Source organism: Methylobacterium sp. Leaf91 (assembly GCF_001422815.1).
Lineage (GTDB): Bacteria > Pseudomonadota > Alphaproteobacteria > Rhizobiales > Beijerinckiaceae > Methylobacterium.
The window spans coordinates 82,449-105,938 of the sequence record NZ_LMMP01000001.1 but is presented as its reverse complement, the minus strand read 5'-3'; the positions used below and the strand labels follow the sequence as shown (position 1 = coordinate 105,938).

Annotated in this window: 25 protein-coding genes; 14 read left to right on the top strand and 11 right to left on the bottom strand. The window is 65.2% G+C overall.

What is annotated here, in order from left to right:
- Window positions 1-235: 235 nt before the first annotated feature.
- The gene (locus ASF32_RS00500; protein WP_244478203.1) at window positions 236-1,147 is read left to right on the top strand and encodes an NAD(P)H-dependent oxidoreductase; all 912 of its coding nucleotides are present in this window, start codon (window positions 236-238) and stop codon (window positions 1,145-1,147) included.
- A 169-nt stretch (window positions 1,148-1,316) separates the two neighbouring features.
- Here ASF32_RS00500 and ASF32_RS00495 read toward each other — a convergent pair whose 3' ends face one another.
- On the bottom strand, window positions 1,317-2,057 hold the full coding sequence (locus tag ASF32_RS00495) for a 3-oxoacyl-ACP reductase family protein (protein WP_056422060.1): 741 nt from the start codon (window positions 2,055-2,057) through the stop codon (window positions 1,317-1,319).
- Window positions 2,058-2,138: 81 nt separating this feature from the next.
- Between ASF32_RS00495 and ASF32_RS00490 the strand changes: the two genes are divergently transcribed.
- Both ASF32_RS00490 and ASF32_RS00485 read left to right on the top strand, forming a co-directional pair.
- The gene (locus ASF32_RS00490; protein ID WP_056422058.1) at window positions 2,139-2,786 is read left to right on the top strand and encodes a TetR/AcrR family transcriptional regulator; all 648 of its coding nucleotides are present in this window, start codon (window positions 2,139-2,141) and stop codon (window positions 2,784-2,786) included.
- Window positions 2,787-3,141: 355 nt separating this feature from the next.
- Complete coding sequence (locus ASF32_RS00485) at window positions 3,142-3,375, top strand: hypothetical protein (RefSeq protein ID WP_056422056.1); 234 nt, start codon at window positions 3,142-3,144, stop codon at window positions 3,373-3,375.
- Window positions 3,376-3,489: 114 nt separating this feature from the next.
- Here ASF32_RS00485 and ASF32_RS00480 read toward each other — a convergent pair whose 3' ends face one another.
- The 6 genes from ASF32_RS00480 to ASF32_RS00460 all read right to left on the bottom strand — a co-directional run bounded on the left by ASF32_RS00480 (window position 3,490) and on the right by ASF32_RS00460 (window position 10,832).
- On the bottom strand, window positions 3,490-3,759 hold the full coding sequence (locus ASF32_RS00480) for a hypothetical protein (RefSeq protein WP_056423214.1): 270 nt from the start codon (window positions 3,757-3,759) through the stop codon (window positions 3,490-3,492).
- Window positions 3,760-3,984: 225 nt separating this feature from the next.
- The gene (locus ASF32_RS26775; RefSeq protein ID WP_280136530.1) at window positions 3,985-4,110 is read right to left on the bottom strand and encodes a hypothetical protein; all 126 of its coding nucleotides are present in this window, start codon (window positions 4,108-4,110) and stop codon (window positions 3,985-3,987) included.
- Between the two features lie 205 nt (window positions 4,111-4,315).
- Entirely contained in the window at window positions 4,316-6,892 is a 2,577-nt protein-coding gene (locus ASF32_RS00475; RefSeq protein WP_056422054.1) for a TonB-dependent receptor, read from the bottom strand.
- A gap of 119 nt (window positions 6,893-7,011) precedes the next feature.
- A complete protein-coding gene (locus tag ASF32_RS00470; protein WP_056422052.1) occupies window positions 7,012-7,956 on the bottom strand; it encodes a FecR domain-containing protein in 945 nt (314 codons plus the stop codon).
- Between the two features lie 96 nt (window positions 7,957-8,052).
- Complete coding sequence (locus ASF32_RS00465; RefSeq protein ID WP_056422051.1) at window positions 8,053-8,562, bottom strand: sigma-70 family RNA polymerase sigma factor; 510 nt, start codon at window positions 8,560-8,562, stop codon at window positions 8,053-8,055.
- Between the two features lie 329 nt (window positions 8,563-8,891).
- A complete protein-coding gene (locus tag ASF32_RS00460) occupies window positions 8,892-10,832 on the bottom strand; it encodes a PAS domain-containing protein (protein WP_156467616.1) in 1,941 nt (646 codons plus the stop codon).
- A 577-nt stretch (window positions 10,833-11,409) separates the two neighbouring features.
- Between ASF32_RS00460 and ASF32_RS00450 the strand changes: the two genes are divergently transcribed.
- On the top strand, window positions 11,410-11,676 hold the full coding sequence (locus ASF32_RS00450) for a hypothetical protein (protein WP_056423210.1): 267 nt from the start codon (window positions 11,410-11,412) through the stop codon (window positions 11,674-11,676).
- A gap of 261 nt (window positions 11,677-11,937) precedes the next feature.
- The gene (locus tag ASF32_RS00445) at window positions 11,938-12,276 is read left to right on the top strand and encodes a hypothetical protein (protein ID WP_056422045.1); all 339 of its coding nucleotides are present in this window, start codon (window positions 11,938-11,940) and stop codon (window positions 12,274-12,276) included.
- A 134-nt stretch (window positions 12,277-12,410) separates the two neighbouring features.
- Here the strand turns inward: ASF32_RS00445 and ASF32_RS24995 are convergent, their stop codons facing one another.
- Window positions 12,411-12,560, bottom strand: coding sequence for a hypothetical protein (locus ASF32_RS24995; protein WP_156467615.1), 150 nt, complete (start codon window positions 12,558-12,560; stop codon window positions 12,411-12,413).
- Window positions 12,561-13,090: 530 nt separating this feature from the next.
- Between ASF32_RS24995 and ASF32_RS00435 the strand changes: the two genes are divergently transcribed.
- The 8 genes from ASF32_RS00435 (at window position 13,091) to ASF32_RS00400 (ending at window position 18,181) form a co-directional block, all read left to right on the top strand.
- Window positions 13,091-13,600: a ferritin-like domain-containing protein gene (locus ASF32_RS00435; protein ID WP_056422041.1), complete on the top strand. Its 510-nt coding sequence runs from the start codon at window positions 13,091-13,093 to the stop codon at window positions 13,598-13,600.
- Between the two features lie 176 nt (window positions 13,601-13,776).
- A complete protein-coding gene (locus ASF32_RS00430; RefSeq protein WP_056422038.1) occupies window positions 13,777-14,931 on the top strand; it encodes a zinc-dependent alcohol dehydrogenase in 1,155 nt (384 codons plus the stop codon).
- A gap of 11 nt (window positions 14,932-14,942) precedes the next feature.
- Complete coding sequence (locus ASF32_RS00425) at window positions 14,943-15,464, top strand: hypothetical protein (RefSeq protein WP_056422037.1); 522 nt, start codon at window positions 14,943-14,945, stop codon at window positions 15,462-15,464.
- Window positions 15,465-15,732: 268 nt separating this feature from the next.
- The gene (locus ASF32_RS00420; RefSeq protein ID WP_056422035.1) at window positions 15,733-16,593 is read left to right on the top strand and encodes an SDR family oxidoreductase; all 861 of its coding nucleotides are present in this window, start codon (window positions 15,733-15,735) and stop codon (window positions 16,591-16,593) included.
- Window positions 16,594-16,904: 311 nt separating this feature from the next.
- A complete protein-coding gene (locus ASF32_RS00415; RefSeq protein WP_056422033.1) occupies window positions 16,905-17,090 on the top strand; it encodes a hypothetical protein in 186 nt (61 codons plus the stop codon).
- Window positions 17,090-17,308 (top strand): hypothetical protein, encoded by a 219-nt coding sequence (locus tag ASF32_RS26210; RefSeq protein WP_056422031.1) that lies wholly within the window; start codon window positions 17,090-17,092, stop codon window positions 17,306-17,308. Before ASF32_RS00415 ends, ASF32_RS26210 begins: the two co-directional genes overlap by 1 nt.
- 45 nt (window positions 17,309-17,353) lie before the next feature.
- Window positions 17,354-17,674, top strand: a complete 321-nt coding sequence (locus ASF32_RS00405; protein ID WP_056422029.1) for a hypothetical protein — start codon at window positions 17,354-17,356, stop codon at window positions 17,672-17,674.
- A 147-nt stretch (window positions 17,675-17,821) separates the two neighbouring features.
- Window positions 17,822-18,181 (top strand): hypothetical protein, encoded by a 360-nt coding sequence (locus ASF32_RS00400; RefSeq protein ID WP_056422027.1) that lies wholly within the window; start codon window positions 17,822-17,824, stop codon window positions 18,179-18,181.
- Between the two features lie 79 nt (window positions 18,182-18,260).
- Here the strand turns inward: ASF32_RS00400 and ASF32_RS00395 are convergent, their stop codons facing one another.
- From ASF32_RS00395 to ASF32_RS00385, 3 genes are read right to left on the bottom strand one after another with little or no spacing between them, the layout of a single operon-like run.
- Complete coding sequence (locus ASF32_RS00395; RefSeq protein ID WP_056422025.1) at window positions 18,261-18,755, bottom strand: DUF2243 domain-containing protein; 495 nt, start codon at window positions 18,753-18,755, stop codon at window positions 18,261-18,263.
- 26 nt (window positions 18,756-18,781) lie between these two features.
- Complete coding sequence (gene egtD / locus ASF32_RS00390; protein WP_056422023.1) at window positions 18,782-19,729, bottom strand: L-histidine N(alpha)-methyltransferase; 948 nt, start codon at window positions 19,727-19,729, stop codon at window positions 18,782-18,784.
- Window positions 19,730-19,747: 18 nt separating this feature from the next.
- Window positions 19,748-20,686 (bottom strand): methyltransferase, encoded by a 939-nt coding sequence (locus ASF32_RS00385; protein ID WP_244478204.1) that lies wholly within the window; start codon window positions 20,684-20,686, stop codon window positions 19,748-19,750.
- 488 nt (window positions 20,687-21,174) lie between these two features.
- Here ASF32_RS00385 and ASF32_RS00380 point away from each other — a divergent pair, with 488 nt between their 5' ends.
- The gene (locus ASF32_RS00380) at window positions 21,175-23,181 is read left to right on the top strand and encodes an oligopeptide transporter, OPT family (protein WP_056422018.1); all 2,007 of its coding nucleotides are present in this window, start codon (window positions 21,175-21,177) and stop codon (window positions 23,179-23,181) included.
- The last annotated feature ends 309 nt before the right edge of the window (window positions 23,182-23,490 follow it).

Below are 23,490 nucleotides of genomic sequence, written 5' to 3'. Positions count from 1 at the left end.
CATGCATCAGCCCGTGTCACCGCGATAGGTCGGATTGGACACATCGCCCGGAACAATGGTGGAGGCTCTGTCGTCCTTCACACCAGGACATGGCGTCGGCACGTCGAAGATCAGGCATAGGTTGAAGGCGATCAGGAACCTGCCATTGCGCCTCCTGTTTTCGTTGGACGGGGTCGCGGCTCGGTGCCGGGACCGTATGGACACTTCAGCCGGTGAGCGGAAAACGTTGGATAACTTGCAAGCCGAAGTCGAAACGTTGCCGCTGGAGACACGCCCATTCCAGGTCCTCGTGGTCGCCGGATCGGCAAGGCGGCTCGATGGATGCCCCGGCATGGACGGCAAGGCCCGGTTTCTGATGCACCGGATGCTCGGGCGCCTGCCGGCGCGCTGGCAGGTCGACCATGTCGATATCGGTAACGAGCACGGCAAGCCCAAGATCCAGGGCTGCAATGGCTGCGTCGGCTCCTCGATGGCGCTCTGCGTCTGGCCCTGCAACTGCTATGGGCCGGACAGCGACCACCAGCCCGACCTGATGTGGAACGAGAAGCTCTACCAGCGCCTCGCCCGTGCCGATGCCTGGGCGATCATAGGGCCGGTCTGGTGGTATGGTCCCTCCACCAACCTCAAGGCGATGTTCGACCGCCTCGTCTGCATGAGCGGCGGTAACCCGCTCCCCGACCTCATCGACAAGAAGAGCACCCTGAAGGCGCAGGCGCTGGAAAAATCGCCGCTCTGGCGGGAGCTGACCCGGAACCACCTGGAGGGGCGCACTGCCGGGTTCTTCTGCTACGGCAACGAGGGCGGCAACGAACTCGACGACGATCGCCGCCCCCGCATCCTCCGGCAGAAGGACTGGTTCGACCCGGCGCGGGAGCCTTACCAGGGCGATGAGCGCAAGGCTTACCAGGGCCTCGTCTGGCAGTGCCGCTACAGCGGCATCGAGGTGCCGGACGAGCTCTGGCGGCATGCCTCGGTCGGTCTGGAGCGGCCCTATGCCGACGATCAGGCCGACGACATGGTTCAGGAACGCGACGCCATGGCCTGCTTCGATTCCTGGGTCGACGCCTTCGTGCGGCACGTCTCGGCCAAGGGCATCGTGCCGGGGACGACCGAGGCCGAACGGGGCGCGCGATCCACGACGGATTGATGCCGGCGGCCTCGGTCTTTCCGCTAGAGTTGCGCCCGACCACGTTGGGTCGGGACACATCTCCAGGCCTTTGTTTTGCCGCGCTCTTTTTCGCCGAACCGGGATCCACTTCGGCGGAGAGCGCTCCAAGGCCGTGTCTCGGATGCGCGCGGCGGGGTCGGATCCCCGCTCAGGCGTTCACGCCGCCATCCACGGTGACGACCGATCCGGTGATCTGCCGCGCGGCCGGGCTCGCGAGAAAGCCCACGGCGGCGGCGACGTCCTCCGGCGTACCGTAGCGGCCGAGCGGCGTCAGCGCGCGGATACCGTCGGATTGGGGACCGTCGGCGGGGTTCATGTCGGTGTCGGTTCCACCCGGCTGGACCAGGTTCACGGTGATGTCCCGAGGCCCGAGTTCGCGGGCCAGCCCCCGGGTGAAGGCGAGAAGCGCCGACTTGGTCATCGAGTACACGGTCACGCCGGGAAAGGGGACGCGCTCGGCGAGGCACGAGCCGATCGAAATGATGCGCCCCCCTTGTCCGAGATGCGGAATCGCAGCCTGGGAGGCCAGCACCACCGACCGCACATTGACGTTCAGGAGCGCGTCGATGTCGACGAGGTCGATCTCCGCGACCGCGCCGTAGCGGGCGATGCCGGCATTGTTGACGAGGATGTCGAGACCGCCCAGTCCCGCCACGGCCTCGTCGACCGAGCGTTTCACGGCCGCCGCATCGGCGCTGTCGGCCTGAATGGCGAGCCCGTGCCGGCCTTTCGCCTCGATGGCGCGCACCAGCTCGGCCGCGCGGTCGGCCGACCGCTCGTAGGTGATCGCCACGTCCGCCCCTCTGTCCGCGAGATCGAGCGCGATCGCGGCGCCGATGCCTCGTGAGCCACCCGTGACGAGTGCGCGCTTTCCAGCCAGTTCCTGCATCACTCAACCTTTATGTATCGATCGACACAAAAATAGCTAGGCGTGTTGGTGATCGGGGTCAAGAGATTTATATATCGATCGATGCAGAAATCAGAGCAGAAACCGGGACGCGTCGCGGCAGGGTCGGTCCGGGGGCGCGGACGCCCTCGTGCCTTCGACCGCGAGGCCGCCCTCACGCAGGCGACCCACCTGTTCTGGCGCAAGGGCTACGAGGCGACGTCCATCGCCGACCTGACCGAGGCGATGGGGATCGGATCGCCCAGCCTCTACGCCGCTTTCGGATCGAAGGAGGCGCTCTTCACCGAGGCCCTGCGCCACTACAACACGACCTACGAGGCGCTGGTCTGGGGCAGGTTCCGATCCGCCGGGACGGCGCGTGAGGCGGTGCTGTCCTTACTCATGGACTCGGCCGCGGCCCTGACCGGATCGCTCGCCGACAATCCCCTCGGCTGCATGGTGACGCTCTCGTCCGTCGGCGGCGAAGGGCGATCGGACCTCGGCGATCTGGTTCGGTCGGCGCGTGCCGTGACGCTGGAGCGTCTGGAGGCGTGCCTGGCCGGGGCCGTGTCCTCGGGCGAGCTTGCGGGCGAGACGGACATTCACGCCCTTGCCCGCTTCGTGCAGACCGTCCAGAGCGGCATGTCGATCCTGGCCCGCGACGGCGCGAGCCGGGCCGAACTGGAGGGCGTGGCCCAGGTGGCGATGCTGAGATGGGACGCCTGCGGCTGAACTTCGCCGGACCGCGCCAGCGCTGCGCCCGACCGCGTTGGGGCGGGGCATATCTCAAAACCTTTGCTTGGCGATCGTACCATTCGCCCATACGGCCTGACGGTCTGGCTTCCTCTTCATAGGGTTGCCCCGATATCCGCCCTTTCCGCCAAGTTCTTTCACCGTGAGACCGCAGCTTTCGGGACGCTGGAGGGACTCTTTTAGGCGGAAGGCCCCGTGTGACCTCATTGCGGTGGCACGTCATGAATCGCGGGACACGGATACTGCAAATGCGGGGCTGCCGGATTGGGTTCGGAGGCTTTTTGCTGTCCGCCGCGTTGGCTCTACATTCCTCGACGATGCAGGAGCCACTGTCATGACCGCCGACACACCCTCCAAGCCGGGGCGGACAGCGTACCCGCTGACGCCAGCACAAGCCATGCAGGTCGGTGACGCCGAGTTCCTCGACTTCATCTTGCAATCGGCTGCGGACGCCCGACAGTCCGCCGCAAAATCCAAAGCGGTGGTCGAAGAGACGAGGGCGATTCTGGACGAGCCTGAGACCGCACCAAAACCGCCCGCAAAGCGGGGCGGGGTCGTTGACGCGTGAGGAACGGAGGCGCCGCTTCATCGAAGCCGCCCGTGACGCCGGGGCGAGCGAGGATGAAGCGGACTTTGTTCGTGTGTCGAGGCCGATATCGAATCTGTGCCGATCAGATGACAGTCATGATTGGTAATTCGGCCGTCTTCTCATGGTTTCAACGATAGGCGACTCGATCATCGTAAAATCTAGCCAGATCAGCAAAAGCCCATTTTCATCCGCGACCTCGAGGCGCCACTCATCGCTCGAGCAAATGTGCTTGAAGTTTTCGAGAATGATCCTGCCGGCTAGGCACACCGCCGCAAACCTGGCTTCCTCGATGCTGTTGAGCTCTGTACCCTCCTGATCGAGGGTGCTCTTTCCATCGTACACGTTGAAATGATAGCGCGGCATGTCCCGCCTCATCCTGGTGAAGGCGGGAGCGATGACGCTCTCACTCACGGGCATGCCTAGGATAGGGCGCGCAATTGCCCTGACATTAAGCAACTATATTTGTTGCTGCTATTTCTTGCGTTATTTTTTGACGGCGCTCGACCACATGTCGCACCCGTCTGTGCGAGCCGATGGGGATGACCGGGAGACCGATCCGGCGCGGGGCGGGAGGGAGGCCTCCATGGCTCAGCCCGCCCGCTTGATGGCGAAGGAGTTCAGATACTCCTCGGGTTTGGCCGGATCGAAGACCTTGCCCGTCACCGAGAAAGTCTTGGTGGTCGCCGTCGGCGGGGTGAGGCCGGCCTCCGTCATCAATCTCGCGGTGCACCTCGGATTCGTGATCGACCGCCCGACGGTTTGCAAGCTTCGTACACATTGCCCGACGCGACGGCGCGTCAGGCAAAGGGCATGACCTCTAAAGCTGCGCCCGACCACGTTGGGTCGGGACACATCTCTAAGCCTCTGTTTTGCCGCGCTCTTTCTCGCCGAACCGGTATCCACTTCGGCGGAGAGCGCTCTAGAAATCGACGGAGGCGGAGACGATGACGGTTCGGGGGGCGCCGACGGCGAGGAAGCCGCGTGCGGCGGAGGCCCAGTACGAATCGTCGAATAGGTTCTCGACGGTGGCCCGCAGCACCACGGGTTTGCCCGAGACGCCCTCGAAGGCGTAGCGCAGGCCGGCATCGAAGCGGGTCCAGTCGGGGACCGACTGGGTGTTGGCCTGATTGTAGAACTGGCGGCTGGTATGGATGGCCCGCCCGGTGAGGGTCAGGCCCGGGGCCAGCCACGGCGGCAGGTCGTACTCGCCGTAGAGATTGATCGCCATGTCGGGGACGCCGGGAGCGGCGTTTCCGTCGAACTGCCCTCCGAGCGTCCTCACCAATTCCGCGTCGATGAAGGCGATGCCGCCGAGCAGGCGGATCCCCGCGACGGGCTCGCCGAACACGGTGAACTCGGCGCCCCGGTTGCGCTGCAGCCCGCTCACGGAGAAGCGCCTCGTGCCGGGATCCGTGAAGGCGCTCGGCTGCTCGATCTCGAACAGAGAGGCGGTGACCGAGACGGTGCCGAAATCGTATTTGGCGCCGACCTCCTTCTGCCGACTCACGGTGGGGGCGAAGATCTCGTTGGCATTGACCGCGGTGACCGGCGCGCTCGGGCCTGCGTCGAGGGACTCGATGTAATTGCCGTAGAACGACAGGTTCTCGAAGGGGCGGATCACCAGGGCGATGGCGGGGCTGAACCGGCCCTGGTCGTAGCTCGATGCCAGCGCCCCCTGATTGGCCACCGGGCGGGTGACGTAGCTGTTGACCGCGATGTCCTGGAAGCGCCCGCCCAGCGTCAGCATGAAGCGGTCTTCACCCAGGGAGAGGGTGTCGGCCACGGCCACGCTGCGTGCGCTCAGCTCCGTGAAAAGGGGTTGCCGGCTGGAGCGGGGATAGACCCCCGTGGCGACCGATCCGAACGGCAGGTAGGTCGGAGCGTAGATGTTGGTCTGGAAGCTCGGGAGGCTCGGGGGGAAGTAGCCGCGCGAGAAGTTCTTGTTCACGGCCTCGGTCGCCGAGACCGAGACCTGGTGCCCGATGAAGCCGGTGTGGAAATGCGAGCGCAGCCCGATCTCGCCGGTCAGGCCCTGCAATTCGAGGGGAGCGATGGCGAGCGTGTTGGTGGCCTGCCCCGAGGCTCCGGTGATCAGGTAATAGGAACTCAGCGAATCCTCGCGGTAGCGGCTGATGCCGCCCGCGGCGTAGATCGTCGTCTCCGGCAGGATGTCGAATTCGACCCGGCCGGCGGCCATGCCGTAGGTGGTGTCGATATACTCGTTCGTGTTCGCCGTGTTGCGCCGGTTGTTCGGGGCGCGGGGCACCGCGATGTTCGGTGCGGCCGCGTTGAACAGCGATGTCGGCGCCGTGATGTTCTGGTTGGAATGGTTGAGGTCGAGGGAGGCGCGGAACCGGTCGCCGCGATAATCGAGCCCGAGGGCCGCGATGCCCACCTCGATGGCGTTCTTGTCGAGGGGTGTGCCCCCGTTGCGGTAGGCGCCGTTGAAGCGGATGCCCCATTCCTTGGCGGCACCGTAGCGGCGTCCGAAATCCAGATGGGTTCCGACCTGGGAATCGCTGAAATAGCTCGTCGTGATCCGCGTGAGCGGCTCGTCGAAGGCGCGCTTGGGGATGAGGTTGATGGTGCCGCCGACACGGCCGACGCCGCCGTTGAGGAAGGCGGTGGGGCCCTTCAGCACCTCGACGCGCTCGAGGGCTTCGGTGAAGGTTCGGCGCGCATTGGCGATGTAGAACAACCCGTCGAAGGCGGTGTCGAGGTTGGTGACCGAGAAGCCGCGGATGAAGAAGGAATCGCGTTCGCTATAGGGCGGCGCGTCGTTGCGCACCGAGGGATCGTTCTGCACCACGTCGCCGACCGTGCGCGCCTGCTGGTCCGTGATCAGCTTTTCCGTGTAGCTCGTCACGTTGAAGGGCGTGTTCAGCACGGAGCGGTTGCCGAGGAGGCCGAGCCGGCTTCCCGTCGCCACCTGGCCGCCGGCATAGGGAACCGGCGGCTGGCCCACCGTTCCGCTCGACGGGGGCAGCCCCGCGAGCGACGCGCGGTTCAGGCGCTGGGCCTCGACGCTCAGCTCGGCGAGGGTCACCGCCCCGGCCGGCTCCGGGCCGAGCTGGACGTAGCTCGGATTGACGAGGGTGATGGTGGAAGGGCCGACCGCCCGGTGGGTCAGGCCGGTGCCTTCGAGGATCTTGGCCAGACCGTCGAGGGGCAGGAACGCGCCGTCGACGCCGTTGGTGCTCAGTCTCGCCGTGAGCTCGGTGGCATAGACCAGCTTGACCTTCGCCTGTTCGGTGAAGGTGACCAGGGCCGTTTCCAGAGGCCCTTTCGGAATCGACAGGGACACGCTGTCCCCCTGTCGCGGGGCCGAGGCTTCGGGAGCGAGGGCGATGATGCTCGCCTTCCGGTCCTTGGCCGATGGCGGGCGCTTCGCCTCCTGGCTCTGCGCGGCGGCGGGGACCATCACCAGCATCGACACGCCGGCGAGGAACACCCTCGCGCGCCGCTCCCCTGTAAACCCAAGCTCTCGCGCCGCCATTGCACGCCCCATCCGTCGGTTGAACAGGACGGTGCGCTTCGCGCTCTCTCGTCCCTTACCGATTGAGATCAACGGACCCGCGATCTCCTGACGTCCGAGAATGGAATTATTTCGGCCTCCTATAGCGGCGACCCGACCAGGACCAGGAGGGGCGTGAGCCGGGTGACGCGCACGTTCATCGTCGCCGCGATCACGTCCAGGGCATCGTCCGTGTTGTGGGGGTCGAAGGCCCCCGTGACCCGCCGCTCGCCGGCCTTGGCGTCGATGAGGACGACGCGGCCGTGGCGGTAGCGGTCGAGTTCCCCCAGGACGGCGGAGAGCCGTTCGCCCGAGAAGACGAGGCGACCCTCCCGCCAGGCCACGCTCCGGTTCGGATCCGCCGCGACGACGCCGAAGGGCGCCCCGTCCTCGCGGCGAACCGCCTCGCCCGCCGATACCAGCATGTGCCGGTGCTCGTCCGCCACATCGACGCGTCCCTCGGTGACCCCGACGGGGCTGTCCGCACCGTCCGCGCGGACGAAGAAGCGCGTGCCGATCGCCCGCACGCTCAAGCCATTGCCGCGCACCACGAAGGGGCGCCGGGAATCCGGGACGACGTCGAAGAACGCCTCGCCGCGCAGGAGCTCGATTCCGCGTTCGGTGTCCGTGAACCGCAGCGCCACCGCCGTGTCGGTGTTGAGATCGATGCGGCTCCCATCGGCCAGGACGGAATGGCCGATCTCGCCGACGCCGCTCCAGAGGTCGGAGCGGAACCGGTCGATCAGGCCGAGTTGATGGATCAATGCCGCGCACAGGATGGCCGCCACGGCGAGGGCGGCGAGTCCTGTCGGCGAGGTGCGGCGTCTGCGTGGGTCGGGCACATGGCCGAGCCTGCGCCAGAGCGCATCCATCTCGGCATGAGCCTCGGCATGGGCGGGATCGGCATCGCGCCATTCCGCGAAGGCCTCGCGGTCCTCGTCCGTCGCATCGGGGGAGGAGAGCCGCGCGACCCAGCCGGCCGCGGCCTCGAAGACGGGATCCTCGTCGTCGCGCGCGTCCGCGTCTGTGGTTTTGTCCTTGGTCACGGTTCTGCTCTCCGGACCCGATCCCGGCTCGGATCGCCGAGCCGTGTGTCCCTACCGTCTCTGATCAACGAGGCGGCCGATCCCTGACGTCGCGTGTCACGAACGTTCGCGGCTCCGGCTGCGGCAATGCAGGAGGGCCTTGATGAGGTGCTTCTCCACCATGTTGCGGCTGATGCCCAGGCGTGTGGCGACTTCGCCGTTGGAATGGCCGTCGATGCGGACGAGGAGGAACACCTCCCGGCACCGGGGCGGCAACGCGTCGATATCGGCGGCGAGCCGACGGAGCTCCTGGCGCGCCATCACCTGCCGTTCCGGCAGCGCATAGGCATCGACGATGTCCGACATCTCCGCGTCGCTCACGGAATGGAACAGCGTCCCTTCCAGCCGCTGCCGGTTCCGCATCCGCAGGGCGACGTTGTTGGCGACCTGGAACAGGAAGGCGGAGGGGTTCTCGACGCTGGTGCGCGAGAGCGCCGCGAGCATGCGCAGGTAGGTCTCCTGGTGGGCGTCGGCCGCGTCGGCGGAATTGCCGAGCAGGCGCAGGAGGAAGCGCTGAAGCTTCGCGCCTTGGCTACGATGCAGCGCATCCATCGATACCAGCTGCATAAAACCAGCTCCCACCACCTTGGGATCACCGCGGGACCGCACGATCTCTTGGCGTTGAAACAAGCGGGTGGATTCAAAATTATGCAAGCACGTCAATAGTTTATATGATTTCTAAAATGTCCTGCCCCTGACGGATCAAGCCCTTGTGTTTCTGTCGGAAACATCTTGCCGGCCGGCCTTACCCGCCGGGACGCCCTGCTTCTCACTGGGCGCGAAAGCCCCCGTCCTGTTGCGCTGCGGACACAGATGTCGGCCATCCCGCCGCCGGACGGGCCCCCGGAGCGTGTCGGGAGGGCCGGCCCGGCGCGGAACGCCCTGAGGCGTCGGCGTCACGCCACGCGGTCGAGGCTCGTCTCCGTGGCGTCGCGGAACTGAACGTTCAAGCCCGCGCCCGAGCGATGCCGGACTTCACAATCGAACCGGCGTCCGTCCTCGTCGATGGTGACGGCGAACCGGTCGGGAACGTCGGCGCGTCGCGACACATGCAACCGCGCGCCTCCCTCCGACAGGTCGCGGACCGAACATGCGATGCGTTCGCCGCCGGGGAGGTGAATATGGGCCGGCAGCAGGACGCGCCTCCGGCGCTCCGCGCGGCGTTCCTCCATGCCGACGGTCCAATTGTCGAGGCCCGTGCTGATGCTCGACACGCCATCGGCCGCCTGCCGCATGCTGACCAGGATGTCCCCCGTCGTCCGTGCCTGCTCATCCACCGCCTCGGTGACTCCGGCCACATGCGTGCTGATCGTCCCGATCGCCTGCGTGATGGAGGCCAGGGTCGCCGCCACTTCGGTGGAGACCGCCTGCATGCCGGCGATCTCGCTGCTGATCCGGTTCGTGGCGGAGGCCGCCTGACTGGCGAGGCTCTTGACCTCTGTCGCGACCACCGCGAAGCCGCGCCCCGCGCTGCCGGCCCGCGCCGCCTCGATCGTCGCATTGAGTGCCAGCAGATTGATCTGCTGAGCGATGCCGGCGATGACCGAGGCGACGCCGCCCATGGCCTCGGTGGCGGTTCGCAGCCGCTCGGTGGCGGCATCCGCTTCACCGGCACGCCCATGGATGTCGTCCACCACCGTCTTGGACTGGGCCATGCTGCGGGAAATGGCCTCCGCGGACGCGTTCATGGCGTCGGCGGCGTCGGTGACGGACTGGACGTGGTCGAGGGTCCGCTCCGCCGCCTCGACCGCGACGGATCGCGCCTCCATGTTGGCGGTGACGTCCGAGGCGTATTTGACGATCTTGGTCAGCCGGCCGCTGGGATCGAAGATCGGGTTGTAGCTCGCCTGGATCCAGACCGAGCGGCCGCCCTTGCCGAAGCGCTGGAACATGCCGGAGGAAAATTGTCCTGCCCGCAGGCGGTCCCAGAAGGCGGCGTAATCCGGCGTCCGCGCATAGCTGGGCTCGACGAACATGGCATGCGGGCGCCCCCTTATGTCGTCCAACTGGTAACCGACCGCGTTCAGGAAGTTCTCGTTGGCGTCGAGGACCGTGCCGTCCGACGCGAACTCGATCACTGCCTGGGACCGATTGACGGCCTCCAGCTGCCCCATGGCATCGGCGGTCTGCAGCTTCTGCCGGGTGATGTCGCTGGCGAATTTCACCACCTTGATCGGGACCCCGTCCCGGTCGCGGATCGGGTTGTAGGTCGCCTGAATCCATACTTCGCGGTCGCCCTTGGCGATCCGTTTGAACTCGCCGGAACGAAACTCGCCACGGGCGAGCGACGTCCAGAATTCGCGGTAGGCGGCGCCCACCCGCTCCGACGGGTCGACGAAGAGGCTGTGATGCCGCCCGCCGATCTCCTCGAGCGTGTAGCCCATCGCCGACAGGAAGTTCGCGTTGGCGGTCAGGATAGTACCGTCGAGGGCAAACTCGATCACGGCCTGCGAGCGATGGAGGGCGTCGAGTTGCCCGTCATGTTCGATGTTGCGCAACACTTGAGCGGTGACATCGGTCGCAAACTTGACAATTCGGCTGACCTTCCCGGCGCGGTCCAACACGGGATAGTAAGTCGCCTGGATCCATACCTCGCGCTCATGCTTGGCTATGCGCTTGAACTCGCGCGTCTGTGCTTCGCCGCGGCGCAAGGCCTCCCAGAACAACCGGTAATCGTCGCTTTTCTGATCTTCGGAAGAAACCAAGAGTGAATGATGTCGACCTTTTAACTCGGAAAGGGAATATCCCATCGCATCGAGGAAGAGCGGATTGGCATCCAATACTATGCCGTCTGGGTTGAATTCGACCCGAGCGCTGGACTCGTCTATCGCGGTCATGAGCGCGCGGCGGTCTGCATCGAAAAATAACACAGGTCTCATTCCCTGTAGCATCGGTGGCGTTCCGCTACCCTTGGCACGACTTGGTTAAATGAAAACAAGTCATCCCTCAGCTTTCCGGCGCGGCGCTCGCCAAAGATGGACGGGCCGCGTGAGGCATTTCGTACCAGGGAGTCTCCGTTCGACGTTCGATGGAGACGGGACGTGAAAGCTTTTCTCCGCAGCCTCGTGATCGATCCTCGTCGTCGCGACATCCGGCTCCCCTCCGAAACCGTCCGGCTCGCTCCTCCCGGTCCGGTCCGCTGGGGCCACGGTGCCGATGTCGCGCTGCCGGCCGACATCGTCGAGCCTCATCGGCCTCGCGACCCGCTCGTCCTCTTCGATCGCCGGTCGCGCGGCGGCCAAGCAGTTGTTTTGCCTCTGGTATATCACCGACAGAAGAGTAGCCGGGTCTAATCCACGATGCTGAGTGCGGCTCAGCACGTCAGGAATGAGATTGCTGCCCCATATTCAAATCACACAAGACGAACGAGCCGAGTTGTTCGGCATCGACGTCAAGAAGGAGCTTGTAATACAGATGAAGACCCGTATCGCCGCTATCGCCACTGCGTTTGTTCTTGGCGCTGCTTCGATCTCGTCCGCGATGGCTTTCGAACGCCCGACCCGTTACAGCTCGTTCAATGCCTACGACGTCGAGGCCACGGGGTCTCTCGGTCTCCGCGACGGCAATGCCGGGCGCAACCCGGCCACCTGTCCGATGAGCTCCGCCGCCGAAGGCAATGCGAACCAGCAGAACTTTCCGGTCCAGCAATATGGTCAGACCTCGGGCGGGAATCGCTGCTGAATGAAGATCTTCTCATACGCCATGGCGGCCGCCGCCACCCTCATGCTGGCAGCGACGCTGGTGAGTTCGGCAAGCGTTCTGATGAGTGTCTGAAGTCCGGCTCAAACACGGATCGTCGCGCAGAAAGGCCGCCCCTCGGGCGGCTTTTTTTGCTTTCTCGGATGAGAATGTGAACTAAGTGAAAGATGGGGACTTAAGCAGTTTCGCGGGCAGATGGACTGCCCGTCAGCGAACCGGCGCCGTAGCCGACAGTTTTACCCCATGAACGACAACCCGCTCAATATCTGGCAGCTTCGCAGCCATGCCAGCGAGGCTATGCCGTTCAGGGACGGCGTCGACCGGGCCATGGCGAAGGCCTTTCCGCCGGTCGAGGGGGAAATCCCCGACCGTATCGCGAAGGCCCTGCAGGCCTTGGAAGCCGCGATGGGCGGGACGCTGGCGAGCCGGCCGTCGTCACGCTGCGGATCGAGCGGCACTCCTCGGGATGCGGCGCATTGGCATCTGATGTCGCCGATGGCGGCGATGACCAGTTCGGCCTTCCTGCCGAACGGCATCCGGCACGGCCTGCGCCATCCCTCCGAGATCGGTATCCGTCCGTAGAACGTGGAGGGTTGTCGGGCGCACGGTTCGACTGTGCGCCCCGGTGACCGCAGGTTGAGCGAATGTGACGAAGCCCCGGCGACCCGAGAGGTCCGGGGCTTCGCGCGTTGAACACACCGATGAAGGATGCGGAGTCAGCTCGGCTGCTCTTCTGTCTTTTCGATCTCCGGATCGTCTTCCTCCGGGATCGAGGGCGGCTGCCGCTCAGGCTTTTCGGGGGCAGCCGGCGGAGTGTCGATGGGCTGCAGATCGGCGCCAGGCTGCGGTGTGTCGGCTGTCTTCACGGATGTGCTCCCTCGTCGTTGCAGGGAGCAAAGCCCCTTGGATCGGAAGCGTTCCAGTGCGCGCCCTGCGTCATCCCCCGCGCGAGCCTCACGGATATCCAAGGCCGCGCTAAGCCGTTGCGCGATCACGGAATGCGCGCTGACGTCGCGAGTCCGATCGACACCTCCGGCCTCCCTCTCGCCTGTGCCATTCGGCCTCATCTCCGATCCGATGCGGGTCAACTGTCCGCCTTTAACTGTCGGTGCAAGTCGTCGGCGCATGTGCCGCCTGCCGGCTCGCTTTTGGAGCGAGGTGGCGAGACCGGCGATGTCGCAACGACGAGCAACCCCGGTCCGGCCCGGCCAAGCTCGATCCGCTCGAGGGTGTCTCAGGAAATGAGATCGCATTCGCTGCGGCTTATGGGCGCCGAGCAAGCGTATCCGCATTTTGAGCGAGGCTTTAAGCAACCGGCTGCAGCGTTAACAGTTAGAGAGACAAGGATTTCGTCCAATCGAGACATAACACAGTTTAATACTCGGAGATAGTCTACATGGCACTCGACCCGCGCTCCATCTATGTTACTGCCCTGAAGAACACGCATGCCCTGGAGTTGCAGGCGCTTCAGATCATGGAAAGGCAGGTCGAACGCCTGCAGCGCTATCCTGAAATGGAAGCGGCGTTGCGTCGCCATATCCAAGAGACGCATGGCCAGCGTGACCGGCTCGAAGAGGCGCTGTCATCCCTCGGCGATGGCCCCTCGGCGATCAAGGAAGGGTTCCTCGGTTTCGTCGGCAACATGATGGCGCTGGGGCACGTGCCGGCTCAGGACGAGATCCTGAAGAACACCTTCGCCAATCATGCCTTCGAGAACTTTGAGATCGCGGCCTATACCTCGCTGGTGACCATCGGGGATGCCGCCGGACAGAGTGCGCACCGCACCGCATTCGAGCAATCCCTGAGGGAAGAGCAGGCCATGGCGAAGACCGTTGCCGAGCTCATCCAGCCGACGACGTTGCGCTATCTGGAACTCAGCGCCGCCGACGAAAAAGCAGACCGCTGAATACTGGGCGCTGAGTATTCGCCGGGCGCCATGGGGTCGACGATCACCTTGGCGAACGGTGGAAGCTCGGCGCCAATCCGTGTGAGCCGAATACCGTCCGGCTTGGCTGCGAACTGTCGCCGCGGGGAGCCTCCGCGGACGGTCCAGGGATCAGGATTCAGGGGAGTATCCGAGACATGTTGGCGATGAACTATCGCGGGCCCTACAGGGTTCGGGTCGACAGGAAGCCGGTTCCGGTCTGCGAACATGTTCAGGATGCCGTCGTGCGGGTGACCCGCACCTGCATCTGCGGCTCGGACCTTCATCTCTACCATGGTCTCGTTCCCGATACCCGGGTGGGCATGACCTTCGGCCATGAATTCATCGGTGTCGTCGAGGAGGTCGGGTCGCAGGTCGGCAACCTCTCGGTCGGCGACCACGTGATCGTCCCGTTCAACATCGCTTGCGGCCAGTGCCATTTCTGCCGGCAGGGTCTCTTCGGCAATTGCCATGAAGCCAACCCGCAGGCGAGCGCGCTCGGGGGCATCTTTGGCTATTCACACACGGCCGGCGGCTACGATGGGGGCCAGGCGGAGTATGTCCGTGTCCCCTATGCCGATATAGGCCCCTGCAAGATCCCATCGACCATGGATCTCGACGACGCGGTGCTTCTCACCGATGTCGTGCCGACCGGGTACCAGGCGGCCGAGATGGCCGGCATTCAGCCGGGCGATACGGTGGTGGTCTTCGGTGCCGGTCCCGTCGGGATCATGGCGGCCCGGTGCGCGTGGCTGTTCGGCGCCGGACGTGTGATCGTCATCGACCACATCGACTACCGGCTCGATTTCGCGAGGACTTATTGTCCCGCCGAAGTCTATAACTTCCGCTCGATGGACGATCCCGTCGTCTTCCTGAAGAAGACCACCGATTCCCTCGGTGCCGATGTCTGCATCGATGCCGTCGGCGGCGACGCGGCGGGCAGCGCCCTGCATACCCTGCTGGGCACGAAGTTGAAGCTCGAGGCGGGTGCCGCGACCGCGCTCCATTGGGCGATCAATTCGGTGAAGAAGGGCGGCGTCGTGTCGATCGTGGGCGTCTACGGTCCCACGGGCAACCTCATCCCCATCGGCAATGTCGTGAACAAGGGCATCACGATCCGGGCCAACCAGGCCTCGGTCAAGCGCCTCCTGCCGAGATTGATCGAGCATATCGAGGCCGGACGCCTGAACCCGAAAGCCTTGATTACGCACAAAGTGCCTCTGGAGGAGATCGCGGACGCGTATCACATCTTCTCGGCCAAGCTCGACGGATGCATCAAACCCGTACTCGTCCCCCCTTCGGCGCGCGGGTGAGGAAGACCGACATGCGAAACCTTCCGATCGACCCATCCAAGATCCCCGGCTGGGGTGCCGATGCCAATCCGGAGAACGATCCGACCTACCCGATGCGCGACCGATCGCGCGACGACAAGGGCGGGATGAACTGGCCGCGGCCGCCGCAACAGCGACAGACGGTCGAGATCCTGCAATCCATCGAGCGGAACAACCTCACGGCGGTGTTCGGCACCTCGACACCGCCGAGCGGCGTCAGTGGTGCCATGCGGCGTCAGGCCTTCAAATACAGTGAGTCCGAATGGGCCCATTGGTTGATGTTGATGGCGGCCGACCGGGTGAATGTCGTCGAAGGTCTGGTGCAGGATTTCGGTCGCGGCACGGTTCCGAACATCCCCGCCGAGATGGGTTTCCGTTCGGAACTCCAGCACAACCGTGCCGGGCTGGTCAGGAAAGCCGCGGTTTCAGGGGCCGTTCTGGCCCTCGGTGTCCTGGCCTTCCGCCTGCTGTCGTCAAAGGACGGCAGCCGCCATACGCGGCGGCGTGGTGGTTGAGCATCGCTAGAACGGCCTGACTTTTAAAACCGTCTTCGCTGTCGAAACAATAGCCTCCGCCATGAATTGTCCCATCGAGTGAGGTGATCGACAGCAAGGTCCAGGGCAACATAGCTATTGTTTTTGTTAATGCTGTGTGTTCTCGCCGTCATTTCTTAATAAGAATGGATAATGGCTTTTGATGGCTTGCCGTTCTGACGGATAAAGCTTGCGGTCACCTCATGCGCCGCCAACGCAGATATGATAGTTCTTGCAAGGATCGCTCGAGATGACCGATTTCCCGAAGCCACCATTCGAGAATCAGCGGCCGCTGACGCCACCGGGCCGCGATGCCGACATGGACCCGCGCCCGGATTACGGCGAGGCGCATTACAAAGGGTCGGGGCGCCTTTCCGGTCGCAAGGCGATCATCACCGGCGCCGATAGCGGCATCGGACGGGCCGTGGCCCTGGCCTATGCCCGCGAAGGGGCGGATGTCCTAGTGAGCTATTATGAGGAGCATGAGGATGCCGACGTGACCTGCCGGCTGATCGAGTCCGCCGGTCGCAAGGCGGTGCGGATGGCGGGTGATGTGAAGGATCCCCGGCATTGCCGCGCCATCGTCGAGACAGCCGTCTCCGAGTTCGGCCAGGTCGATATCCTGGTCAACAACGCGGCCCACCAGAAGACATTCGCCAGCCCCGAGGAGATCTCCGACGAAGAGTGGGAGATCACCTTCGCGACCAATATCCACGCGATGTTCTACCTGGTGAAAGCCGCACTCCCGCATATGAAGCCCGGGAGTTCCATCATCAACACGACCTCGGTCAACGCCGATACGCCGAGCCCGCAGCTCCTGGCCTATGCGACCACCAAAGGGGCGATCCAGAACTTCACCGGCGGTCTGGCCCAGATGCTGGCCGAACGGGACATCCGGGTGAACTGCGTGGCTCCGGGTCCGATCTGGACGCCGCTCATCCCCGCCACCATGCCGTTGGAGAAGGTGAAGAGCTTCGGATCGCAGGTGCCGATGAAGCGTCCGGGGCAGCCCTGCGAACTCGCCCCCGTCTATGTGATGCTGGCAGGCTCGGAAGCGAGCTACGTCTCCGGTGCCACCGTCGCGGTGACCGGAGGCAAGCCGATCATCTGAGAGGCACCCGGTCTCGGATGGACCGGACTTCGGAGGCGGCCCCAAACGCTGCCCCGAGGGCTTTACCGTCCGCGAGGCCCACGAAAGATCCCTGCCGCCATCGCGGCGGTAGCAGGCGGCCTCGTCGTGCCGCCTGCATTCCTGCGTCAGTCGATGAACCCACGGCTGGAACTTACTGCCTGCCTCTGCCAGTAAACATGCAGACAAATACGGTTCAGGCTTCGCGATGATTTGCGGAGGATAAATATCGGAACTGACATTGCGATGAATCGTTCTCTCTGCAAGGCAACGCTATTCGATAGGTGTACCGAATGACTGCTAAGCCGCCACCCGTTCCACCTGCCAACCAATCCGACAAGGGGCCTGGCAACGCGCCGGAGGCGCCCGTGTCGACGGCACCCAAGGGCGCCGCACAGACGCAGAATCCCGACAAGATGGGCCAAGCCGGAAATTCCAAGGTCAACACGACGCATCAAGGCTATCAACAGGACCGCTGATGAGCACCTCGAAGAAAACTCCGGCTGCCGATCGTCATCATGGCGGGCCCGGTAGCAGCCACCAGGATGCCACCGAACCTCGGTCCGAGCCGGATCGCGGCCCGCGCCCGGGCAGTCCCACCAACGATCCCATCTCGCATGTGTCGGGAGGCGGCGGCGAGCGCGACCGCCACCATGCGCATGACGCGGAAGGGAAGGGCGGTCACCGCTCGCATTGAGCGGCGGCATACGCCTTCGAACTCGGACACAGGAGGAGATGTTTCATGGCCAAGGCCGATCGCCATTCCATGGGGCCGGGCGCTCAGGGCAAGGGCACCGGAACGGGCGCGATGACGGATCTGCCCGAGGGAATCCTCGAAGAGAACATGGTCTTGAGTAACCGCGACAAGTCTCGGCATACCGACCAGCGCGGCTTGGACAGCAAGACGGTCCAGACCGAGCAATACCAGGATCACGCGGCCAACCGCGAAATCCCCCCGGATGCCATCGAATCCGGTGTTTCCGGGAACACGAGCGGCCTGGCCAACCCGAAGACCGATCTTTCGGGCGGGGAAAGCAGCCTGAAAAGCCAGGACCGGGACTAAAACCCGTTTCGATCGTTCACCTAGCCAATGGTGCTCCGGTCTTCACGAGGCAGCGGGGGCGATCCGGCCCCGCTGCCTCGTCGTCGGGCCGTCGAGCACGAGGTGGCGTCGCGTGTGCGGGCCATGAACCGCCAGTGGAGTTTTCTCATGGGCCTACGATCCGAGACGCCTCCGCCGCCCGCCGACCTCGCGGTCGAATCGCCTGCGGATTCCGATCGCCCCACCAGCGCGATGCTGAAAGCCGACATCGATTCCGGCAGGACGGGTGACAAGATCCCCCATTACGATGTCGGCCTTTCGCCGCTTGGCACCGATGACGAGGCCGCCGGGAATACGCCCTCGAAGGAACGGATCGCGATGGCGCGGGGCACGGAGGCGGCCTCGCCACGGGTTCAGGCCACCGCCCGAGCGACGGGGCGCGATTCCTGGGTCATGCCACTCTATATCGGCCTCGTGGTGCTCGCGGCCGTGGTGATCGGCGGTTCGCTGTATCTGTTTCGGGCCTGACGCGAGGGCATCGACGGAAGCTGAGGCTGGCAATCCTAAGTCGCTACGCGAGCCCGCCTACATCGCTGCGCGAGCTTGCCTACACCGCTGCGCGAGCCTGGCCGCGCCGGTACAGGGCCCAACCGGCGATGAGCATCGCCGCGCCCCATAGCAGGAAACCGACGTCCCAATAGATCCATTGCGCCCGTGGCACGGTCTCGTTGACGTGGTGAAGGCCGAGGAGATGGTGATTGATCGTCCCCTCCACGAGATTGAAGATCCCGAAGCCCATCAGGATGCCGCCCGGAAGCAGCCAGCCCGACCACCGGAGATGGTTCTGCCGCGAGTAACGCCACAGCACGAACAGCCCGGCGAGGGTGAAGAGATAGGTGCAGGCGTGAAACAGACCGTCCCAGAGCGTATTGATCTGCAGGTTCTCGACGCTGTCCGCGGGATATCCGGCGCTGCTGAGCATGTGATGCCATTGCAGGATCTGGTGGAGCACGATTCCATCGAAGAACCCGCCGATACCGAGGCCGAAGAGAATGGCCGCCGAGAGCGGGAAGCCGGTCGGACGCGCATCGTCGCTTGTCATGGGATGTCCGGGTGATCTGGGGGAAATCAGGCGGCGAACAGGTGAAGGCTGAAGAGGCCCGCTCGGTCGAGCCAGACCCGCTCCGGCCGCCACCCGGCGCGCTCGGCAAGTCTCCGGAACGTATCGGGCGCGTATTTGTGCGAGTTGTCGGTGTGGATGCTCTCGCCCGCCCCGAACCGGATCTCCGTCCCCGCGAGTAGGTAGCGGCCCGGCTCCCGCGCCACGAGATGCGCTTCCACCCGGAAGGGATCGGGCAGGATGCGGGGTTCGTGCCGGAAGTTGTCCAGGTCGAAATCGGCGTCGAACTCCCGGTTCAGCCTCTCGAGAAGGTTGCGGTGCAGGGCCGGCATCAGCCCGTCGGCATCGCCATAGGCGCGAAGCAGGCGGGCCGCGTCCCGGTTCGGGTCGGCCCCGATGAGGAAGCGGCTGGGCCCCAGGGTGGCGCGTGCTCGCTCCAGGAACAGTTCGGCCTCGGCGGGCGTGAAATTGCCGATGCTGGTGCCGGGAAAGAACCCGAGCACCGGCCCTCCCGACGGGTCGACCGGTAGCCGGACCGGTTCGGAGTAATCGGCGCAGACCGGGATCATCTCGATCTGCGGATAATCGCGAGCGAGCCGCCGGATCGCGGCGTCGAGATAATCCCCTGAAATGTCGATGGCGATGAAGCGCGCCGGCCGGTCGAGGGCGTCGAGCAGGGTGCGGATCTTGCGGCTCGCTCCGCTGCCGAATTCGACGATGGTGGCGCCGGGTCCGATCAGGGGGGCGATTTCGGCCGATACGGCCGGCAACAGCGCCATCTCGGTGCGCGTGGGATAGTAATCGCCGCTGCTGCAGATGCGGTCGAACAGGTCGGAGCCGGTCTCGTCCCACAGGAGCTTGCCGGGAAGACGCTTCTGCGGCTGCGCCAGTCCCGCCAGAACCTCTTGCAGCAGGTCGGCCTGGTTCGGGGACAGGGCGGCATCACCATCGATCATGGAAGGGCCTTCCTCGGTTCAGGCTGGGCGCGTCGCCGTCAACACCACCAGGGCGATGCGATCGGCCTCGGCATAGGCCGGATCCTCGAGTTCCTCTCCGTAAGCATCCGGATCGAACTCGCGATACTGCGTGCGCAGCCCGTGTCGTTCACAGGTCGCCAACGCGGCGTCGCGGAAGGGATCGGCGCCATCGACGATGACGGAGCCGGTGAACAGAACGAGGCTGCCCCCCGGGGCCAGACGTTCGGCCGCCGCCTCGACCACGGCCTGTGACAGCCCTTCGCCGAAGGCGCCCCCACCATGGCGGTAGGTGCGGCCGCTCCGGTCGATCATGAAGGGCGGGTTGGAGACGATGAGGTCGAAATCGCCCTCGACGTCGTCGAGGAGGTTGCTCCGTCTCGGCTCGATGCCGGCGACCCCGGCGGCCTGGGCATTGATCCGCCCGGCCTGCAGAGCGGCCGGATTGATGTCGACGAGGAGTACTTCGGCGCCCGCGGCGCGCTTGGCGATGGCGATCCCGGCCGCTCCCGATCCCGAGCCGATATCGACGGCCCGGTGAACCGGTTTCTCGCGTTGGGCGAGATGAGCGATGACGGCGGAGACGAACCGCATCGTATCGGGGCCGAAGAAGACCGCGTCCGTCGAATCGGGCGGATAGGCCGAGTGCAGGAAGAGTTCGTCATCGAGGCTCGAGAGGCGGATCGTGGCGCGCCGGAACTCACCCTCGCTGTCGACGACGCCCGCCCGTTGCAGGGCGGCGAGAACGTCCGACGGCACGGCGTCGTCCGAGAACGGGCGGCTCCAGCCGAGGACGTCGCGCAGGTGGCGGGCGCGCGCCGCTTCCGGGCGTGCATTGACGCGGGCATGGCTCGCCGGCGTCACGGTCGTGAACCTGTAGCCCGTGTCCCGCACCGTGCGGATGAGATCGACGAGGGCGTCCTCCGTTTCAGGTCCCACACTCTGCACTCCGGTCATCTCCCATGGTCTGTTCGCCGGGTTCGGCCCATCTTTTCGCGTCGGAGCCGGATCGCGCATCCGCCCGTGTCGGGTTCCTCATTCGCTGGCCGTCGGGCTCGTCGCGCGGGTGGACGCGCTGGCCCCCTCTTGGGCGGCGTAGATCTCGGTTCACCAGCGGGCGGCGTCCGAAAGGAAAAGCGATCCGTGTTCGGCCAATGTTGCGTCGATGGGGCGTGATCCAGGCTGGATATACGCGACCACAACCGGGCTTGACTGTGGTTGTTCCTAGTTATGGCGGCGTTGCATTGGTAACCTCGGTTAAAACTAACTTCGATCAAGCATTATGCAGATGTTAATCAAGGCGCCTTGCCTGATACTGGATCGGGTTCTGGCGAGGCCGATGACCCGAAGAGCGCCATCCCGGACGTATCGCGCGCCGCCGCTTCACTCACCGATGACGAGCCCGATGGGCCGATGAGGCATGATCGATGGACGCGCGGACCGGCCGACAGCTTCACGGAGAAGAACGGCGTTTCCGGGAATTGACCCTCCGAGGCCTGGTGCTCGGAGCGGCCATCACAATCGTGTTCATGGCCGCCAACGTCTATATGGGCCTGAAGACCGGCATGACGTTCTCGTCGTCGATTCCCGCCGCGATGCTGTCGATGGGCCTGCTGCGGTTGTTCGGCGAGACCTCGATTCTCGAGAACAACATCGTGCAGACGCAGGCCTCGGCCGCCGGCACGCTCTGCAACGTCATCCTGGTCCTGCCCGGCCTCGTACTGATCGGCCATTGGCAGGGATTTCCGTTCTGGCAGACCGGAGGGGTCTGCCTCGTCGGCGGCTTGCTCGGCGTCGCCTTTTCGATCCCGCTGCGGCGGGCGCTCGTGGCCGAGGCCGGGCTGCCGTTTCCCGAAGGCGTGGCCGCCGCCGAGGTGCTAAAGGCCGGTGCCGGAACCGAGGACGGAGACGGCAGCCGGCACGGTCTGCGCGATCTGCTCCGCGCCGGAGGGGCGGCGGCTCTGATCGCAGTCGCGACGAGCGGCTTGCGCGTCCTCGGCGAGGGCCTCCACACCACCCTGCAGGCCGGTGGGGCCGTGTTCCGGCTCGGGACCGGCTTTTCCCTGGCCCTCGTCGGCGTCGGCTATCTCGTCGGCATCGGAGCCTGCCTCGCGCTGCTCACCGGCGTGATCATCGCCTGGGGGGTGGCGGTCCCGGTCCTGACGGCCCTCGGGCAGGGGGAGGGAATGGACCCGGGCGCGGCCGCCGAGGCGGTGTGGTCGGGCCGCGTCCGCCTGATCGGAGCCGGGATCATCGCGGTCGGCGGGGCCTGGACCGTGGCGACGCTGGCGCGGCCGATCCTGGCGAGCATCCGCGCCGCCCTGACATCGGCTCGCGGCAGCCATGGGGGCCTGCGCGACCTGCCGCGCCAGGAGCGGGACATTCCGATCACCTGGGTCGGCGGAGCGGCCGTGACCCTCATGCTGCCGATGGCGCTCCTGCTCGGCCAGTTTTCGGCCGGGGCCGAACTCGGCGCGCTCTATCCCGTGCTGATCGTGGTGGCGACCGTGTTTGCCGCGGGGTTCGGCTTCCTGATGGCGGCGGCGTGCGGCTATCTCGCGGGCCTCCTCGGCTCGTCGTCGAGCCCGATCTCGGGGATCGGCATTCTCACCACCATGCTGGTGGCTCTCTTGCTGCCGCTCCTCATCGGACGGAGCGCGGGACCCGAAGGCGACCGTTTCGTCATCGGCCTGGCGCTTCTGGTCGCCTCGGTCATCGTCACCATGGCGTCGATCGCCAACGACAACCTGCAGGATCTGAAGACCGGCCAACTCGTGGACGCCACGCCCTGGCGGCAGGAGGCGGTGCTGGTCGCGGGCGTCGGCGTCGGCTCGCTCGTGATCGGGCCCCTGCTGGCGCTCCTCTACAACGCTTACGGGTTCGTCGGCGCCCTGCCGCGAGACGGCATGGATGCGAGCATGGCCCTGCCGGCGCCTCAGGCGGCGCTGATGACGCAGATCGCCAGCGGCATCGTTCACGGCGAGCTGCCCTGGAACATGGTGCTGACGGGTATGGGGCTTGGCGCCGCCCTCGTCGCCGTGGAGGCGCGGCTGCGCCGAAGCAGGCGCGTGTTCCCGGCCCTCACGGTGGGCATCGGCATCTATCTTCCGCTGAACGTGGTGGTGACGATTGCGATCGGAGGCGTGATCGCGTGGCTGAGCGAGCGGTCGTTCCGGAAGCGCTTCGAGGGGGAGGGGGCCGAGCCCGCCTATGAGGCCGTGCGTCGCCGTGGAATCCTGCTCGCATCGGGCTTTCTCGTGGGCGAGAGTTTCGTCGGCGTCCTGCTCGCCGCCGCCGATACCGTCACCGGACGCAGCGCCTCCCTGACGATCGCCGATCCCGAGTTGTCCACCGTCACCGAAACGGCGGGCCTCGCCGTGTTTCTGATCGCGATCGGGGTCTTCTACCGGGTCGTATCCCGCTCTCCGCGCTGACCGGCGCGCTCTCGTCATCGGGATCCCGTGCCGCACCGGGTCCCTTTTCGAAACCTCGCCGCCAGACTTGCGGATCGACCATTATCCGGGGCGGTCCGGCGCAGTTTTACTTGAGTGTCATGTTTTCCACTTCACCGCGCGATCAAGGCTATCATTTCAATCGCATTGTAATTCAATATGCATTCTGGCGATTTGCTTTTGTGTCGTGAGAGAATTGAAAAATATGGAAAAGTCTTTTCCGGAAAAAATCAGTATTATGAGATGGGCACTGATTATATGAGGCGAAAATAAGACGTTCGTTAATAAATG

Bases quoted from the DNA above. Each gene is read 5' to 3' on its own strand.
- ASF32_RS00495 (WP_056422060.1), bottom strand. From the start codon at position 2,057: ATGCAGGAACTGGCTGGAAAGCGCGCACTCGTCACGGGTGGCTCACGA.
- ASF32_RS00490 (WP_056422058.1), top strand. From the start codon at position 2,139: ATGCAGAAATCAGAGCAGAAACCGGGACGCGTCGCGGCAGGGTCGGTC.
- ASF32_RS00485 (WP_056422056.1), top strand. From the start codon at position 3,142: ATGACCGCCGACACACCCTCCAAGCCGGGGCGGACAGCGTACCCGCTG.
- ASF32_RS00480 (WP_056423214.1), bottom strand. From the start codon at position 3,759: ATGCCGCGCTATCATTTCAACGTGTACGATGGAAAGAGCACCCTCGAT.
- ASF32_RS26775 (WP_280136530.1), bottom strand. From the start codon at position 4,110: ATGACGGAGGCCGGCCTCACCCCGCCGACGGCGACCACCAAGACTTTC.
- ASF32_RS00475 (WP_056422054.1), bottom strand. From the start codon at position 6,892: ATGGCGGCGCGAGAGCTTGGGTTTACAGGGGAGCGGCGCGCGAGGGTG.
- ASF32_RS00465 (WP_056422051.1), bottom strand. From the start codon at position 8,562: ATGCAGCTGGTATCGATGGATGCGCTGCATCGTAGCCAAGGCGCGAAG.
- ASF32_RS00460 (WP_156467616.1), bottom strand. From the start codon at position 10,832: ATGACCGCGATAGACGAGTCCAGCGCTCGGGTCGAATTCAACCCAGAC.
- ASF32_RS00450 (WP_056423210.1), top strand. From the start codon at position 11,410: ATGAAGACCCGTATCGCCGCTATCGCCACTGCGTTTGTTCTTGGCGCT.
- ASF32_RS00445 (WP_056422045.1), top strand. From the start codon at position 11,938: ATGAACGACAACCCGCTCAATATCTGGCAGCTTCGCAGCCATGCCAGC.
- ASF32_RS00435 (WP_056422041.1), top strand. From the start codon at position 13,091: ATGGCACTCGACCCGCGCTCCATCTATGTTACTGCCCTGAAGAACACG.
- ASF32_RS00430 (WP_056422038.1), top strand. From the start codon at position 13,777: ATGTTGGCGATGAACTATCGCGGGCCCTACAGGGTTCGGGTCGACAGG.
- ASF32_RS00425 (WP_056422037.1), top strand. From the start codon at position 14,943: ATGCGAAACCTTCCGATCGACCCATCCAAGATCCCCGGCTGGGGTGCC.
- ASF32_RS00420 (WP_056422035.1), top strand. From the start codon at position 15,733: ATGACCGATTTCCCGAAGCCACCATTCGAGAATCAGCGGCCGCTGACG.
- ASF32_RS00415 (WP_056422033.1), top strand. From the start codon at position 16,905: ATGACTGCTAAGCCGCCACCCGTTCCACCTGCCAACCAATCCGACAAG.
- ASF32_RS26210 (WP_056422031.1), top strand. From the start codon at position 17,090: ATGAGCACCTCGAAGAAAACTCCGGCTGCCGATCGTCATCATGGCGGG.
- ASF32_RS00405 (WP_056422029.1), top strand. From the start codon at position 17,354: ATGGCCAAGGCCGATCGCCATTCCATGGGGCCGGGCGCTCAGGGCAAG.
- ASF32_RS00400 (WP_056422027.1), top strand. From the start codon at position 17,822: ATGGGCCTACGATCCGAGACGCCTCCGCCGCCCGCCGACCTCGCGGTC.
- ASF32_RS00395 (WP_056422025.1), bottom strand. From the start codon at position 18,755: ATGACAAGCGACGATGCGCGTCCGACCGGCTTCCCGCTCTCGGCGGCC.
- egtD (WP_056422023.1), bottom strand. From the start codon at position 19,729: ATGATCGATGGTGATGCCGCCCTGTCCCCGAACCAGGCCGACCTGCTG.
- ASF32_RS00380 (WP_056422018.1), top strand. From the start codon at position 21,175: ATGGACGCGCGGACCGGCCGACAGCTTCACGGAGAAGAACGGCGTTTC.